Origin of the sequence: Natranaeroarchaeum aerophilus, assembly GCF_023638055.1 — an archaeon.
In the GTDB taxonomy this organism is placed as follows: domain Archaea; phylum Halobacteriota; class Halobacteria; order Halobacteriales; family Natronoarchaeaceae; genus Natranaeroarchaeum; species Natranaeroarchaeum aerophilum.
The window spans coordinates 1-12744 of sequence record NZ_JAKRVY010000018.1; the positions used below are offsets into that span (position 1 = coordinate 1).

The window sequence follows — 12744 nt, forward strand, 5'->3', positions numbered from 1 at the left end:
GACACAGTTCCAACACCCTGCTTCCTTCATTGAGAACGTTTCTATGACACGCTCAATAAGTCAGGTATCGAACGGTTGGCATAGCTGTATTGCTCGATCAAGAATCAGTATATACTGGAGAAGGAAGGAACGTACTGTACTCTGATGTATCGGTTATTTGGTAAAAACGGGGTGCAAGGCATAGAGGATACAGTCAGCATGACACCAAGGAAGGGATGTATGATGAACACTCTCGCAACAATCACCGCCCGTTCCAACCCCGACATTTATATTGTTCGTACTGTCAGATTGGGTCATGAAATCTGTCGCTCTTAATATTGGCGCGAACAGTGACACACCAAGTGGCCGAGCTCCGATATTTGCCGACGGTTCATTCCGATACATCCCTATCACTGAAGCAGACGACGCCGTGTCCGAGCCCACCTACCGTGATCTCGGATTGAGCGATGTCCGACCAGAAACAGCCCACGACTCGGTGACACATTTCGATCCTGAGTTCCCCGAGCTTGAGTACGGGCAAAACTACACCTATGGCGACCGCCACACGCGAAAGACCTCCGAGATCGCTAAACTCAACGAAGGCGACATCCTCTTTTTTTACGCCACACTGGACTACGCCGACGATAGAGACCCTGAGTTCGACTGGATAAACGAAGAGTGGGGTGCCTATATCATCGGCCACTTTACACTTGACCGAGACCCCATAAGGAAAGACGAATACGACTCGTTGCCGCCAGAGGTTAAGAACCGAGTAGAGAGTAATGCCCATTTTCGACGTGAAGAGTTCGATGCGGAGTACATCGTTCTGGGCGACCCCAGCCGATCCCAGCTCTACGACAAACCAATTCCTCTGAGCGAGGATTCAGGAACCGATGCGAACCGTATAGTGACATCACTATCCGAGGACTCTGGTGCTGGGCCATGGTATCGACGCCCCCTTCCGTTCGACGAGGAGGCAACAGAGAAGTTGTGGAGTACACACCGCTCACAAGAGTACGACGCCCTACTGCATACTGAACGGTTCTTGGACTTCGCCGAGGCTAAATCATTTTCACGGTTCGTGTCCCTTCGTGGTGATTGGTATCAACTGTGGCAGACTTTAGAAAACTCCGATGCAACGCAAGAAGCGCGTCTTCTCGGGACATTCGTTTATATTGCTGGCGGCAACAACCACGAAGTCGTCAGGGAGGTACTCAATTCTGCTGGGACTCTTGAGGAAGCAGTCGAGAAACGAGAGGAACTCCAATCGAGCTTGAATGAGCTGTACCGGACAGGCGAAGCCGACAAGTCGAACCATCGGAAGTACCTTGGCGGCTATACCGATACAGAAGGTAAAGGCGGTGACATCATGGAGGCTGTCGAAACATTCTACGAGAATGTCGACCCCAGTTTCGAAGCCTTCCTTGAGGCAATTCAATCTCAAGACAAAGACCCCTTCGATGTTGGTCTGAAGCGACTTCGTCGAGGCGTTGCCTCCTATGGGCGGTTAACCGCTTTTGACCAACTGGAGCTCTGGCAGCAACTGCATGATCTCGACTGGTTGGCCCCGACGACACTCCGCAAGTCGTATGTTTCGACGGCAGGGCCCAAGCGTGGCTTCAAGCGTGTCTTCGGAGTTTCAATGGACGACCTGTCGGAAGAGGAAGTCAATGCAAAACTCCAGTTGCTCCACGACTACGCCATCAACGAGGTGAATATGAATCCGACGAGCGTGGTATACGAGCTTGAGTCCGCTCTGTGCAACTACCAGAAGGAGGATGAGGAACTTGATGAGGACCCTACTCGCGATACTTCTGAGCCCTGCTAACTGTTATCACTCTTGCGACCGCCTTCGTCGGTATCTAACCACCATTGTTCGCTCTCGTTACGAGGATTGTTGGTCACGGGAGCATGGACTAATTTAGGACCGTTGACTGGCTGGTTCAGGGTCTTCTGATTTGGTTCTGTCTGCTCTCAGTTTTTGTTCTCTCTCGCCATCGCGTGCTGAATATGCGCTTTGCATCTTGCACGGTGCTCAGGACATCACTCGGAACTGGTAGGAGTTCCGTTGCTCGATAAGCACGGCTACCTAACGGCTGGTTCGATAACACAACTATTGAAAGAAATCATTGGCCAATGGTTCTATTGTACCCTCAATAACCATCAATTTATTAATAATAGAACTTCCGAGCGGAATCTGATTCTCTTGTATCCCCGTCGAGCAATCCTCAGAGCCTAATACGGTTGATACCGATGAAATTAGGGTGTTTTACGATTCAAAGTAATGGGATGAGTGCGATGGAGTGATTCGCAGCAGGTGGATCATCCACACTAAGAAACGCCAAAACGGTCGATATTAGCCTCATAACCCGTTCGTCAAGCAATCTTTGTACTCAGTACGGCATTCACGGATCCGTCGGGGTGTTTGCTACGCCGTTAAATCAGCCCGACAGGACTTTTCTGCGATTTGAGCCAGTTATTTTGCCTTGCATATCGCGGATTTCGTCCAAAGAATGAGAGGGTATGCAATATGCGAAAGCCGCTGATTCTCTCAGGCCGAGGGGCCATCCCAGATGATTGAAAACAGAAACCTATCAGATTTAGAGTATGGATTGAATGGATGATTCCCAGTAGTGTTTATTGGCCCCACGAGGGGTGGAGGTGCGTATCTCGTGCCTCCCGAGAAACGATGGCTTCAGAACGCATGACCCAGACTGAGACGACGCATCAAACAGCAACCAATCCAGACAGTGAAGACCCGTGGGAGGACCTTGAGGCGACGGTCCCGAACAACCGTAACCACGTGTCGATCGTCACACTCGTCGAGTGTACCCTGGTGGAGCTCACGCACGAAGACGTCGGAGCGGTATTCGTCGAGCAGGGAGTGGGCCGGATGAAGAGCACCCAGTACGTCGCTGTCGACGATGTCGGCGAGCAGTTCCAGAAGCGGCACTTCGACGAGCGGCTAGGCTGGCATGAGACAGTAGTCTCCCGACAGACTGTACGAGACGAGCTTATTACCCAGCTCACTCGGTCGCCCCCTTCGCCTACCGAGCACTCACGAGAAGCAGTAGCCAGTGAGCCAATCACGTTCATCGTGAAACCGGTTCGAGAACTCCAATCTTTGTAGACTACCTTCTTAACCAACATACTGACCCTCACTGGCAATAATGTTGGTTAACACTGTTGTGTGAATCCCCTCTGCCTATCCCCTGTACCTCGAAGTAAAGCCACTACCTCGTGGAGCCAACAACGGCAGCGAGTAGCAGCCTACTATCCTACTTGTATTCCTGTTTCAAATCAATCGAATTCAGAAACGAAATCCTCCTCGAGTTCATCAGCGAGGTCACCACCAGTGAGCCATTGAATTTGTGCAGCATCAAATCCGTATTTTGGAATCAATGTTTCAGCGGCTTTACCGAGAGGAATATCATTCGTGACGATAGTAACGTGGTCAGCAGCATCTTCAAGCAGCATTTCGAGTGCCAGTCCAACGATCTCCGTATCCGCTTTTTCGACGCTGTCCACAGCTCGGTTGGTGGAGTTCGCAATGAAGCTCCGAGTTTGGTCCATGACCGTTGAGACATCCGAATCAGCGTAGTGCGGACTTGCGGTGACCTTCATCCAGCCCTCCTCCAATGCCGTATCGACAGGAGTCGCATCAGGGGTGTACGCGTCGAGTGCTGAACCGCCAGTCACCTCTGCATACACTTGTGGTGAAATACGGAAGACGGTATCACGTAGATGGGCTTCCCGAGCAAGCGCCTGAAATCGCGTACTTTCCCGCCGCCCGCAACTGATGAGGACCGACGAATCGATAAAAACGACCTCTCTATCGTGTCCCATGCCAGGTCAGTCCTCGACGATAGGACGAAGCGCGTCCAGAATGATACCCGCCTCCAGAGATGACAGTTCTTGTTCGCGAGCCATAATCTGATGTGTAACGCTCCCGTCCACGTACTCATACGCGTACTCAAGTGCGACAGCGAGGCCGTCCAGCCCGTGCCGATCGATGTACGTATCGATGTCGTCGTCACGTCGGCGACGGGCAATTGCCTCGACTAGCCCCGACGTAATCCGACGCTCGGCATCCCCTTCAACTAGCTGAAGATCGATCTCGTGGGCAACGTACTCCGCTGGTCGGCCGTCATTCGATTGCTCGATGAAGCCTGCGGCTTCGAGGTCGTCGACGTACTCGTACACCGTTCGCTCCGGGAGATCGAGTGTCTCGACAATATCCTGAATCGTCGTTTCCGCGTGATGATTGATATAGGTGTATATCCATGCTTTACGTGAGTTTCCAAGGAGTTCAAACACCTCTCCACCAGTGTCAAGTGGGGTCTCCCAGTTTGCTTCTCTCGTCGTCATCTCTAATAGCGAATTGCACGCAAAGTGCAATAATCCTTGTTGAGACGAAACTGTCACGACTAGCTACGTTCACTGAGAGCTACCATCTCTGTTGAGGATTGATAATAATAGATAATTCCCACGCAGGAAATTGGTAGGATCGAGAACGGTACACAGACCAGCTCAGTAGTGACTGTATTTCCAGTGTCACCCTCCCCCACCCCCAGTAATAGCCCCGCCAACTGCCTCGACGTCTTGTTGAAGCAATCTACAGTACGGGTCAGCCCATTCCGATCTTTCGCGGTAGGTTTGTTGTCCCCTAAAGGGTGAGGGGACCTGCTTGAAGCGGTCCTCTCGACTGTTCGGTGATTCAGATGGCGATCAGAGACATCTACGAGACGACGTTTGACGAGGACGTACAGAGTGGACCGACCAACGAGTGTCCCGAGTGTAGTGGCGCAGTGCGGCCGGACGGGGCCGAGACCGTATGCACGTCGTGTGGATTGGTCGTCGACGAGCAACAGGTTGACCCCGGGCCGGAGTGGCGACCGTTCGATGACGATCAGCGCGTTCGAACCGGTGCGCCGATCACAGTGGCACGGCACGATCGAGGGCTCTCGACAGAAATTGGCCGTGTGAGTGACAGTACGGAGACACACTCACCAAGACGGCGCCGACAGCTCCACCGACTTCGACGTGAGCACAAGCGGGCGAAGTGGCGCTCGAAAGCGGAGCGCAACCTCGGACACGGACTTGGCGAGGTTCGTCGCGTGACAAGCGCGCTGGAGCTTCCCGAAACCGTCCGAGATCGGGCCTGCGTTATCTTCAGGAGAGCACACTCAGCGGGGCTTCTCGTGGGGCGGTCGGTCGATGGGATTGCGGCAGCCAGCGTGTACGCTGGTGCCAGGTGTCTCCAGCATCCGGTAACACTCGACACAGTGGGCTGTGTCGCTCGGATCACACAGGATCGGGTTGCGAGTTCCTACCGGACCCTGAACGCAGAACTCGAACTGCCGACGAAGCCGATGGGGCCCAAAGCCTACGTCCCCAAACTCGCCTCGGAACTGGATGCATCCGCGAAGGTACGTCGACGTGCCGAGCGCCTCGCAGAGGCATCGGAGGCAGTCGGGATCACGATCGGCAGCAATCCGGTCGGCTTTGCTGGGGCGTGTCTCTACCTGGCGGCGTGTGAGGAGGGCCGGTCCCTGACACAAGCCGAGGTTGCGGACTCGGCGGACGTCTCGACGACCACGCTTCGATCCCATCGAGACGCGCTCCGAGAGAATCTTTGAGCGGGATACAATGAATCCACTCACGCAGCTTTCCTATACTGATCGTGTTGCAAAGCGCGCCCAGTACGAGGCCTACGAGTTCGAGCTTGTTTCGGATGGCGTCCGAGTGCGCAACTGTAGCCACGCCGATCCAGCAGCTCACGAGTACGTGGTAACCGTCGAGAACGGCGTGCCGGTCGCCTGTGAGTGCCCCGCGGATGAACATTATGAGGGCGCTTGCAAACATCGGGTCGCGGTCGCGATTCGACAGCCGATCGTCGATGCGGCTGCGGAGCGACAGATCCGTGCTGACGGTGGAGAGGTCTCTCTCGAGATTGAAACGGACGGTAACTCAGATCGGACGGATGGGTGTCAGTGTTCGGACGATCCGGACCGGCTTCCTTGTTGGGAGTGTGTCCGGACTGGACGGCGGAGTCTGTAGGTAAGTACCAACGAATCCCCTCGTACTGTGATTTCGCTATGTGAGAAACGATTAACCTGCAGCATGAAAAAGTAGAATGCGTGACTGACGATCTCGAGTATCCCTCTGTCGAACTTATTCTTGATCTCCATAGACAGATTGTAGCAGAAGGCAATACAACAGAGCCAGGCGTTCGATCAGAGGATTCGGTTGCTTCTGTGTTGCAGTATATTTCGGAGGGCTTCTTTGGAGAGGTGCCCGTGACGATCCATGACAAAGCGGTCCATCTGATGCGCTTGCTCGTTGCAGAGCATCCATTCGTCGACGGGAACAAGCGAACAGCACTCAGGACGGTGGTCGTCTTCTACATGATCAACGGGTACACGTTCAACTACGGCGATGAAATCCGTGCCCTCTTACACCGCTTCGCAACCGACGAAGCAGCGGTCGACGCAGATACTGCAGTCATCTACTTCCGAGCCTGTGCTCGTCGTAACTGATAAATGGACACACAGAGTATCTTCAACAGAACAATGGCGTCCAGCACCGATTCCTCGGCAGCGATTGACGATGAGGTCCGCCAGCTCTACGAGCGCTATCAGGCGGCCGAGAGCGACGCCGAGCGCCGCGAGATCGCCCTCGAGATGGGGACACTCGACGGACGCCGCCATACAGAGATCTACGCAGCGCTCGAAGACGAGTGAGTACCCCGCGGATGAACATTACGAGTTCGCCTGCAAATATCGGGTCGCGGTTGCTATTCGGCGGCCGATCGTCGACGCCGCTGCGGAGCGACTGATTCGGGCCGACGGTGGGGAGATCCTCTGGTACGATAACGCGAACGACGCCCACGGCGTTGGGTGAAACCACTGCCATTACCGTGGTGAGGTCGAAAGTATCGAATTCGAGGGCCATCGGTCACACATCCAGAAGTTCCTCGTCGAGGTCGAAACCATCCATGAGCAAGAATTCGCCTAACCATGCCCACGACCCCCCAGAAGACGCCGCGTACCCCTCGACGCTCCGCATCACGTCGACCCCATTCGGGGAACATAAAGAGAGTGCCCTGGATCGTGCAGAGCGCTGGGAGCAGGGGGAGGAGGTGCCGCACGTCGTCAACTTTCAGGACGCCAGTCGTCTCCAGCGCATCCTCACGCCACGTCGCCTGGAGCTGGTACGGAGCCTGATGGAGGAGCCCGCCGAGAGTATCCGTGGTCTCGCCGCTCGTCTCGATCGGGATGTCCGGCAAGTTCACGATGACCTCCAGATCCTGACCGAGTACCGAATCGTTCACCTCCGCGAAGAAGGAGGCGCGAAGAAACCTCACGTCCCGTACGACACGGTGAAGATAGAGGTCGAACTCACAAAATCGCTCGGTGACGCGTCCGAATCACCGGCATCGGCGTAGCGGCTGTGCTAGCTGTTCTATGACTACCGTGACCTAAGCGGGCGAGCTTCAAGAATTTCTCATCCTCGTCGGTCTTCGAGTTCAGCGAGTGCGCTCCGGAACTGTTCGCTGCTGTAATTTCGACGACGCTGTGAGTAGCTACCACCGGCTCCATATTTTGAAGTCGACGGTACCCCTCGGTATCTATATGGAGTGCCCTGCGTGTGGTGGGCCCGTCTCGATGGACGTCGGCCCAAACCAGCCGGTGACAGTATCAGTGGCGGATGCACTACTTGCTGCTGGTGAAGACGACCAGATCATTGTTACCCGTCATTGCTGGGCGTGTGGGTGGACGGAAGATCGAGCAGTATCCATCGATTCCATTGAGACAACAGAAGGCGACGGCGCTACTGTCGAGCGAGCGGCGCTTCTCGACGACATCGAAGACGAACTGGCAGCGATCGAGAGTTTGGCAACGCTCGAAGATGCCCTTGCCGAGGTCCGCCGGCAGCGCCAGCTGGAGCCACAGACGGACGATACAAACGAAGACGTTCCAGAGTGAGTCCTGATGACCGATTCAGAGTCCGTCTATGACGTTCGTGAACGAACCGGGAATCCAGAACACGCGTCGGTAGATGACGTGGTCGAACTCGTCCTTGAACGTGCACAGCAGCCCCGAACGGATCACCAAGACGCGCATCTCGATGAACTGATATCGACCGTCGTCGACAGGTACGGGAATGCAGTCGTCCGGGCGGTCATCCGCTTGATTCTTGTGGACGGGGTTCCGTTTCGAACCGCCGCTGCTGACCACGACGTCGCTGTACTCGATGGAGTCCGGATCGGAACGGTCGCGGCCGGGATTCTTAACGAGCTGAATACAGAACCGCAGGCATGATTTTGTGAAAGCCCTCGGCCGCTCGACGTCCCGCGACCGCGCGAGACTGCGTCTCGCTGGCTCTCGTTCGCTGCGCTCACGAGAACGCCGCTGCGCGCCTCGTGCCTGCGGTGCTTGCGGGGTCGGGGGACGTTCACGGCGCTTTGCGTCGTGAGCTCGGGAGACGGTGTCTCCCGGTGGCCGAGGCGGCCTCGCCCTTTCTGAGTCCGACCAAGGCGGTGGATGATTCAACGAGCAACGTGGCTGGCCGGACAGGTGTATACGTAACGGCCCGCCCGCGGCTGGCGCCCTCCGCGTCGCGAGCGACCGCAGATATGTCAAAATACAACCGTTATAACTTTATGCCGTGAAGGCTGAATTGCTTAACAAGGAGAAACTGGGAGCGAATTCACATCTCGTTCCCACTGCGTTCACAAGCCGAAAAAGAGGCCAGAATGCCACAAGAAATCGTCTTTAAAGAAGAAAGGCTCGAATACGTCCTTGATGCACTCGATAGAGGCGTTGATGACGAAGGATTCGTCGTCGATTCTGAGAAGGAGCGAATTTTAGCGACTGACGGTGAACCGATCAAAGCAGAGGATATTGGATATATCGGGCACGGATCCACCGATTTCGTTCGCAACGATATCTCTCGAATTCGAGAATATCTCCAAGAATCAGACTAATCTGAATGTGCAGCTGGGACAATTTTCTGGAAAATCTCTTCTCGAGTAGCGATGACAGTAGTGACACAGAGGATGGAGATGGAGACCAATCTCCAATAGCCGAAGACGACTCTCCATACAAGTATTCAACGGGAGGAGCACTTGATGCGAACCATTCGCCAGAAAGGCCTGAGGATCTTCCAGATCAATCGCAGTATGATGTCGTCGCTATAACGGCACTAGACGACGGCCAAATTTTTGAAATCGATACAGTAAGCGAGCGAGAAGTCCTGTTTATTGATCCTAAAAACGCAGGTGCGGCACGTCAATCTGATGCCAAAGCTGCAATCCGAGATGGTAAAGAAAAAACAGGAGGTCTCTCGCCGCCGGAATCACATCCTCTTATCGCTGCATACCACGGAGGCGGAGATGAATATATGGAATCACTGGAAGAATTCTACGAACGGAAGATTCCTACGCGCTTCGTGGAAATGATCAAAGACGCTGCGCTATTACGCTATGCTGAGGCCTATGACAACCTCTCACTATTAGATGTTCGCGAGCGAAAGGCGGAAATGACTAAATACGGTGATGAAGCTCTAAACGTAGCGTCGTTCTGTTCAGCAGGATTCTTCGACTTTGACGGCCTCTGTCAAGTAAAATATCGAGAGCGCGTTCTTAATGGTTCGGACACGGAAGATGACTATCGTGACGACTTCATCCAGACCGTCCGTGCAGCCCCTTTCATCGTATTTGTCAAAAGCGATCAACAGGAGGCTTACTACACAGATGACGAACTAGAGCCGTATGAAAAAATTTACGACGATACTCTCCAGAAATCCCGACATCTCGATGAGTTTACTTGGGACTTCGAGTATATGCAAGTTCGAGGTACTGGACCCAGTACACATCCCATCGTTAGAGAAACTTGTGAATATTTCATAGATAATCACGAGAATCTAGATTGGAATATTGAAGAGGTAGAACGGGATCTCATATTCAAATTCGATCCGGAGACACTCTGAATCATGTCGTATCTTCGAGATGCTCTCCAAATAATTAACGATGATACACCTGTCTTTGCTTTTCTCCCAGTAGTCAACTTTACTTATTTATTGATTATTGAATACCATGTGAAAATGCTAGCAGGTGGGCTTCTGGTGACCTTCCTGTCTTCGTTTCTCTATTTGCTTATCGACCAAGCTCCAGAGTATGATGATTACAAATATGGGGTAATACTTGTTTTTATTATTTGGCTTGCTCTCTATGCCGAGAGTATCCGTCGACTTTTCATAAAATTCGATCGCAACCTGGTTATTCCAGAGATCCTCGTTTTTGTTTCCGCGACGTTCGTTAGTCTCATTATTTGCGATAAGCTACTAAAAAGACTAGAAGGCTATTCTGGGGTGATCTAACACGGAACACCTGTTATGGTGTTTTTGAGCGCCTGCCAAGGGTGCAGGCGCGTACGTTCGCGCCTATCCAGACAGGTGATCCGAGATGCGACACCACCAGGAACAAGTGTACCGCCAGCCGGAGGCGCGATGACCGATGTCGGTTGACCTCAGCGAGATCGAGGAGGCTGAAGTCGAATTGGAGGAATGGTTGGTCGAACAGGCCGAGAACGGCATCCCGGAGATCGTCCTCATCAGACTCCTTCGGGACTACGCGGACGACGTCGAACGGCTCGGCTACGTACCCAGAATGTGGGGCGAGCTAGACCGATGAGACGAACCAATACCTTCGAGGTCGTTCCCCAATCGGAACAAGACGAGGGCGTCCTCCGCCGACTCCTCGATGCGTCAGCGAGCCTCTGGAACCAGCTGACGTATGACCGCCGGCAGCAGTTCTTCGCCGGCGATACCGTCTGGTATTGTGACGGCTACTACGACGAGTACGTCGATGTGTTGGGGTCGGCGACGACTCAGCAGGTCACCCGCGTAAACGACGCTGCCTGGCGGTCGTTCTTCGAGACGGTCGAGGAAACCGATCAGAAGGTCAGTCCGCCCGGCTACTGGGGGAACCAAGCCGACGGGCGCGACCTGCGGACCTACATCCGCAACGACGCCTACACGATCAACTGGGGCGAGTGCTCCCGGCTTGAGGTCCCCATCGGCAGCCAACTCAAAGACGAGTACGGCTTCAGTCAGTTCGAACGGCTCCAGGTGGCCGTCGGCGGTGCGCCGCACTGGCAGGGCGAGCAGGGCCGCCTCCACCTCACCTACGACGACGTCGACGAGACGTATCGGGCCCACCAGCCAGTGACTGTCACCGAGGTGGAACAGGCGACGCCGACGGGGACAGACATTGCCGCGCTCGATATCGGCGCGAACGTCCTCGTGGCGTGTACAACGTCGGCAGGTAACCAGTACTGGTACAGCGGCCAGGAACCATTTCGGCAGTTCCGTGAGGCGACCGAGCGCATCGCCGACGCCAAAGCGAAGCTCCCTGAAGGTCGAAACACGAGCAAGCGTATCCAGCGGCTCTATCGGAAGCGGTCCCGCCGGCGCGACCACGCCGTGAACGCGCTCCTTCGTGATCTGGTCGAGCGACTCCACGACGACGGCGTCGAAACTATCTACCACGGCGACCTCACTGGCGTCCTGGGTGAGTACTGGTCGGTCGAGGCGAACCTCAAAGCGCGTACCTTGTGGGCGCATCGGCAGTGTCTCGACCAGCTCGCGAACGTCTGCGAGGAGTATGGCATCGAGGTGGCGTCGATCTCTGAGGCGTGGACCTCCCAGACGTGTCCAGAGTGCGGAGAACGCGAACGGACCCGTCGGCATCGCGAGACGCTGACGTGTCCGTGTGGCTTCGAGGGCCACGCGGACCTCGTCGCGTCGCAGACGCTGCTCGAACAGGCGACGAACACCGCGGTCAGGCCGACGGCACGGCCCGTGCGGTTCCAGTGGGACGATCACCAGTGGTCCCCCGTCGAGGGAGACGCGGTAGGGCCCAACGAATAGCGCACAGACCCCACAAGGTGCCGCCGTGGTGTCGCCGTGACACCAGCGAGCGGACGCTCCCGTGTAGGGAGTGGATGTCGATCCGCTGGTCGCTCGCTTTTCAGACACGTTATCCAGAGTTTGCTGAATATAAAAGATACATTCATCAGTGATAATAAATCTCGAGTACGAAGGACACGGTAGTTCGCCAATTAGGTCGTTACCCCATTTTCCAAGTCGGTTGGCGACATGGGGTCTGGAAGTTCGTCTAATTGCTGTTCGTGTTCGTCAATAAAACTAGCTGTGGGGCCTCCCAGGTCTCCGAAAAAACGGGCAACTTCCGTATGGGGCTCTATCCATGCGACAGCGTCCTCACAGGCTGATTCGATCAGTGAAGATGACGCCGAACGTCGTGCTTGATTGAAGCCATCGCTCGCGTCTCCGAAGAGGCTGTTCGAAGTCAACATCGTCTCCTGCAAGTCTGGCCAGTCATGTGGATATTCCCCCTCTATCGTACCGTCTGCGGTCAAGTTCTCCCGAAATATCTCAATCCCGTCATCGTATCTATCCTTTGCCTCCTGCATCGTCTCATAACTGGTTGTATATGTTTCGAGTGCCGTCTGATCAGCTGAAGATAATTCAGAACCGAAACCCAGCTCAGCGCATCCTGCAGCAGTGATTGCTAGTACACTTGCGCCACCAGCCATGAATTTTCGACGTTTCATAATAGCGTTTATGAGCCTTCATTTCTTTTTACTTACGTATATACGATGAGTCCACTCTTTTTATCATACTCATGAGCGTGTCATAGAATCAATCACAGGGTCTTGAGCTTCGTCCGTCCGGGATTGT

At 54.6% G+C, this 12744-nt stretch carries 16 protein-coding genes; 13 read left to right on the forward strand and 3 right to left on the reverse strand.

The window, feature by feature from the left end; genetic code table 11:
- Positions 1-295 precede the first annotated feature (295 nt).
- Positions 296-1807: an alpha-glutamyl/putrescinyl thymine pyrophosphorylase clade 3 protein gene (locus AArcSt11_RS16525; protein WP_250598748.1), complete on the forward strand. Its 1512-nt coding sequence runs from the start codon at positions 296-298 to the stop codon at positions 1805-1807.
- Between the two features lie 861 nt (positions 1808-2668).
- The gene (locus tag AArcSt11_RS16530; RefSeq protein WP_250598750.1) at positions 2669-3109 is read left to right on the forward strand and encodes a DUF8030 family protein; all 441 of its coding nucleotides are present in this window, start codon (positions 2669-2671) and stop codon (positions 3107-3109) included.
- A gap of 170 nt (positions 3110-3279) precedes the next feature.
- Here the strand turns inward: AArcSt11_RS16530 and AArcSt11_RS16535 are convergent, their stop codons facing one another.
- Together AArcSt11_RS16535 and AArcSt11_RS16540 are read right to left on the reverse strand one after the other, a co-directional pair.
- On the reverse strand, positions 3280-3825 hold the full coding sequence (locus AArcSt11_RS16535; protein ID WP_250598752.1) for a PIN domain-containing protein: 546 nt from the start codon (positions 3823-3825) through the stop codon (positions 3280-3282).
- Positions 3826-3831: 6 nt separating this feature from the next.
- Positions 3832-4347: a helix-turn-helix domain-containing protein gene (locus AArcSt11_RS16540; protein ID WP_250598754.1), complete on the reverse strand. Its 516-nt coding sequence runs from the start codon at positions 4345-4347 to the stop codon at positions 3832-3834.
- A gap of 353 nt (positions 4348-4700) precedes the next feature.
- On the opposite strand from AArcSt11_RS16540, the gene AArcSt11_RS16545 reads away from it, so the two are divergent.
- The 11 genes from AArcSt11_RS16545 to AArcSt11_RS16595 all read left to right on the forward strand — a co-directional run bounded on the left by AArcSt11_RS16545 (position 4701) and on the right by AArcSt11_RS16595 (position 11913).
- The gene (locus AArcSt11_RS16545) at positions 4701-5618 is read left to right on the forward strand and encodes a transcription initiation factor IIB (RefSeq protein ID WP_250598756.1); all 918 of its coding nucleotides are present in this window, start codon (positions 4701-4703) and stop codon (positions 5616-5618) included.
- 10 nt (positions 5619-5628) lie between these two features.
- On the forward strand, positions 5629-6039 hold the full coding sequence (locus AArcSt11_RS16550) for an SWIM zinc finger family protein (RefSeq protein ID WP_250598758.1): 411 nt from the start codon (positions 5629-5631) through the stop codon (positions 6037-6039).
- 80 nt (positions 6040-6119) lie between these two features.
- Positions 6120-6518, forward strand: a complete 399-nt coding sequence (locus AArcSt11_RS16555) for a type II toxin-antitoxin system death-on-curing family toxin (RefSeq protein WP_250598760.1) — start codon at positions 6120-6122, stop codon at positions 6516-6518.
- A 33-nt stretch (positions 6519-6551) separates the two neighbouring features.
- The gene (locus tag AArcSt11_RS16560) at positions 6552-6722 is read left to right on the forward strand and encodes a hypothetical protein (RefSeq protein WP_250598761.1); all 171 of its coding nucleotides are present in this window, start codon (positions 6552-6554) and stop codon (positions 6720-6722) included.
- Positions 6723-6976: 254 nt separating this feature from the next.
- Positions 6977-7426 carry an HVO_A0114 family putative DNA-binding protein gene (locus AArcSt11_RS16565; RefSeq protein WP_250598762.1) on the forward strand — a complete coding sequence of 150 codons (450 nt, stop codon included), beginning with the start codon at positions 6977-6979 and terminating at the stop codon, positions 7424-7426.
- 187 nt (positions 7427-7613) lie between these two features.
- The gene (locus AArcSt11_RS16570) at positions 7614-7967 is read left to right on the forward strand and encodes a DUF8105 family protein (protein ID WP_353617833.1); all 354 of its coding nucleotides are present in this window, start codon (positions 7614-7616) and stop codon (positions 7965-7967) included.
- Positions 7968-7973: 6 nt separating this feature from the next.
- Positions 7974-8303, forward strand: a complete 330-nt coding sequence (locus tag AArcSt11_RS16575) for a DUF8158 family protein (RefSeq protein WP_250598766.1) — start codon at positions 7974-7976, stop codon at positions 8301-8303.
- 434 nt (positions 8304-8737) lie between these two features.
- Positions 8738-8968 carry a hypothetical protein gene (locus AArcSt11_RS16580; protein ID WP_250598769.1) on the forward strand — a complete coding sequence of 77 codons (231 nt, stop codon included), beginning with the start codon at positions 8738-8740 and terminating at the stop codon, positions 8966-8968.
- Between the two features lie 5 nt (positions 8969-8973).
- Positions 8974-9972 carry a hypothetical protein gene (locus tag AArcSt11_RS16585; RefSeq protein ID WP_250598771.1) on the forward strand — a complete coding sequence of 333 codons (999 nt, stop codon included), beginning with the start codon at positions 8974-8976 and terminating at the stop codon, positions 9970-9972.
- A 526-nt stretch (positions 9973-10498) separates the two neighbouring features.
- Positions 10499-10675 carry a hypothetical protein gene (locus AArcSt11_RS16590; protein WP_250598773.1) on the forward strand — a complete coding sequence of 59 codons (177 nt, stop codon included), beginning with the start codon at positions 10499-10501 and terminating at the stop codon, positions 10673-10675.
- A complete protein-coding gene (locus AArcSt11_RS16595) occupies positions 10672-11913 on the forward strand; it encodes an RNA-guided endonuclease InsQ/TnpB family protein (RefSeq protein ID WP_250598775.1) in 1242 nt (413 codons plus the stop codon). Before AArcSt11_RS16590 ends, AArcSt11_RS16595 begins: the two co-directional genes overlap by 4 nt.
- Before the next feature lie 191 nt (positions 11914-12104).
- On the opposite strand, the gene AArcSt11_RS16600 is transcribed toward AArcSt11_RS16595, so the two are convergent.
- A complete protein-coding gene (locus AArcSt11_RS16600) occupies positions 12105-12599 on the reverse strand; it encodes a hypothetical protein (protein ID WP_250598777.1) in 495 nt (164 codons plus the stop codon).
- Positions 12600-12744: the final 145 nt, after the last annotated feature.

What these genes read in the sequence shown, in the direction of transcription:
- AArcSt11_RS16540 (WP_250598754.1), bottom strand. Translation starts at nt 4,347, where the DNA reads ATGACGACGAGAGAAGCAAACTGGGAGACCCCACTTGACACTGGTGGA.
- AArcSt11_RS16595 (WP_250598775.1), top strand. Translation starts at nt 10,672, where the DNA reads ATGAGACGAACCAATACCTTCGAGGTCGTTCCCCAATCGGAACAAGAC.
- AArcSt11_RS16570 (WP_353617833.1), top strand. Translation starts at nt 7,614, where the DNA reads ATGGAGTGCCCTGCGTGTGGTGGGCCCGTCTCGATGGACGTCGGCCCA.
- AArcSt11_RS16590 (WP_250598773.1), top strand. Translation starts at nt 10,499, where the DNA reads ATGTCGGTTGACCTCAGCGAGATCGAGGAGGCTGAAGTCGAATTGGAG.
- AArcSt11_RS16580 (WP_250598769.1), top strand. Translation starts at nt 8,738, where the DNA reads ATGCCACAAGAAATCGTCTTTAAAGAAGAAAGGCTCGAATACGTCCTT.
- AArcSt11_RS16585 (WP_250598771.1), top strand. Translation starts at nt 8,974, where the DNA reads ATGTGCAGCTGGGACAATTTTCTGGAAAATCTCTTCTCGAGTAGCGAT.
- AArcSt11_RS16525 (WP_250598748.1), top strand. Translation starts at nt 296, where the DNA reads ATGAAATCTGTCGCTCTTAATATTGGCGCGAACAGTGACACACCAAGT.
- AArcSt11_RS16545 (WP_250598756.1), top strand. Translation starts at nt 4,701, where the DNA reads ATGGCGATCAGAGACATCTACGAGACGACGTTTGACGAGGACGTACAG.
- AArcSt11_RS16575 (WP_250598766.1), top strand. Translation starts at nt 7,974, where the DNA reads ATGACCGATTCAGAGTCCGTCTATGACGTTCGTGAACGAACCGGGAAT.
- AArcSt11_RS16600 (WP_250598777.1), bottom strand. Translation starts at nt 12,599, where the DNA reads ATGGCTGGTGGCGCAAGTGTACTAGCAATCACTGCTGCAGGATGCGCT.
- AArcSt11_RS16560 (WP_250598761.1), top strand. Translation starts at nt 6,552, where the DNA reads ATGGCGTCCAGCACCGATTCCTCGGCAGCGATTGACGATGAGGTCCGC.
- AArcSt11_RS16535 (WP_250598752.1), bottom strand. Translation starts at nt 3,825, where the DNA reads ATGGGACACGATAGAGAGGTCGTTTTTATCGATTCGTCGGTCCTCATC.
- AArcSt11_RS16550 (WP_250598758.1), top strand. Translation starts at nt 5,629, where the DNA reads ATGAATCCACTCACGCAGCTTTCCTATACTGATCGTGTTGCAAAGCGC.
- AArcSt11_RS16530 (WP_250598750.1), top strand. Translation starts at nt 2,669, where the DNA reads ATGGCTTCAGAACGCATGACCCAGACTGAGACGACGCATCAAACAGCA.
- AArcSt11_RS16565 (WP_250598762.1), top strand. Translation starts at nt 6,977, where the DNA reads ATGAGCAAGAATTCGCCTAACCATGCCCACGACCCCCCAGAAGACGCC.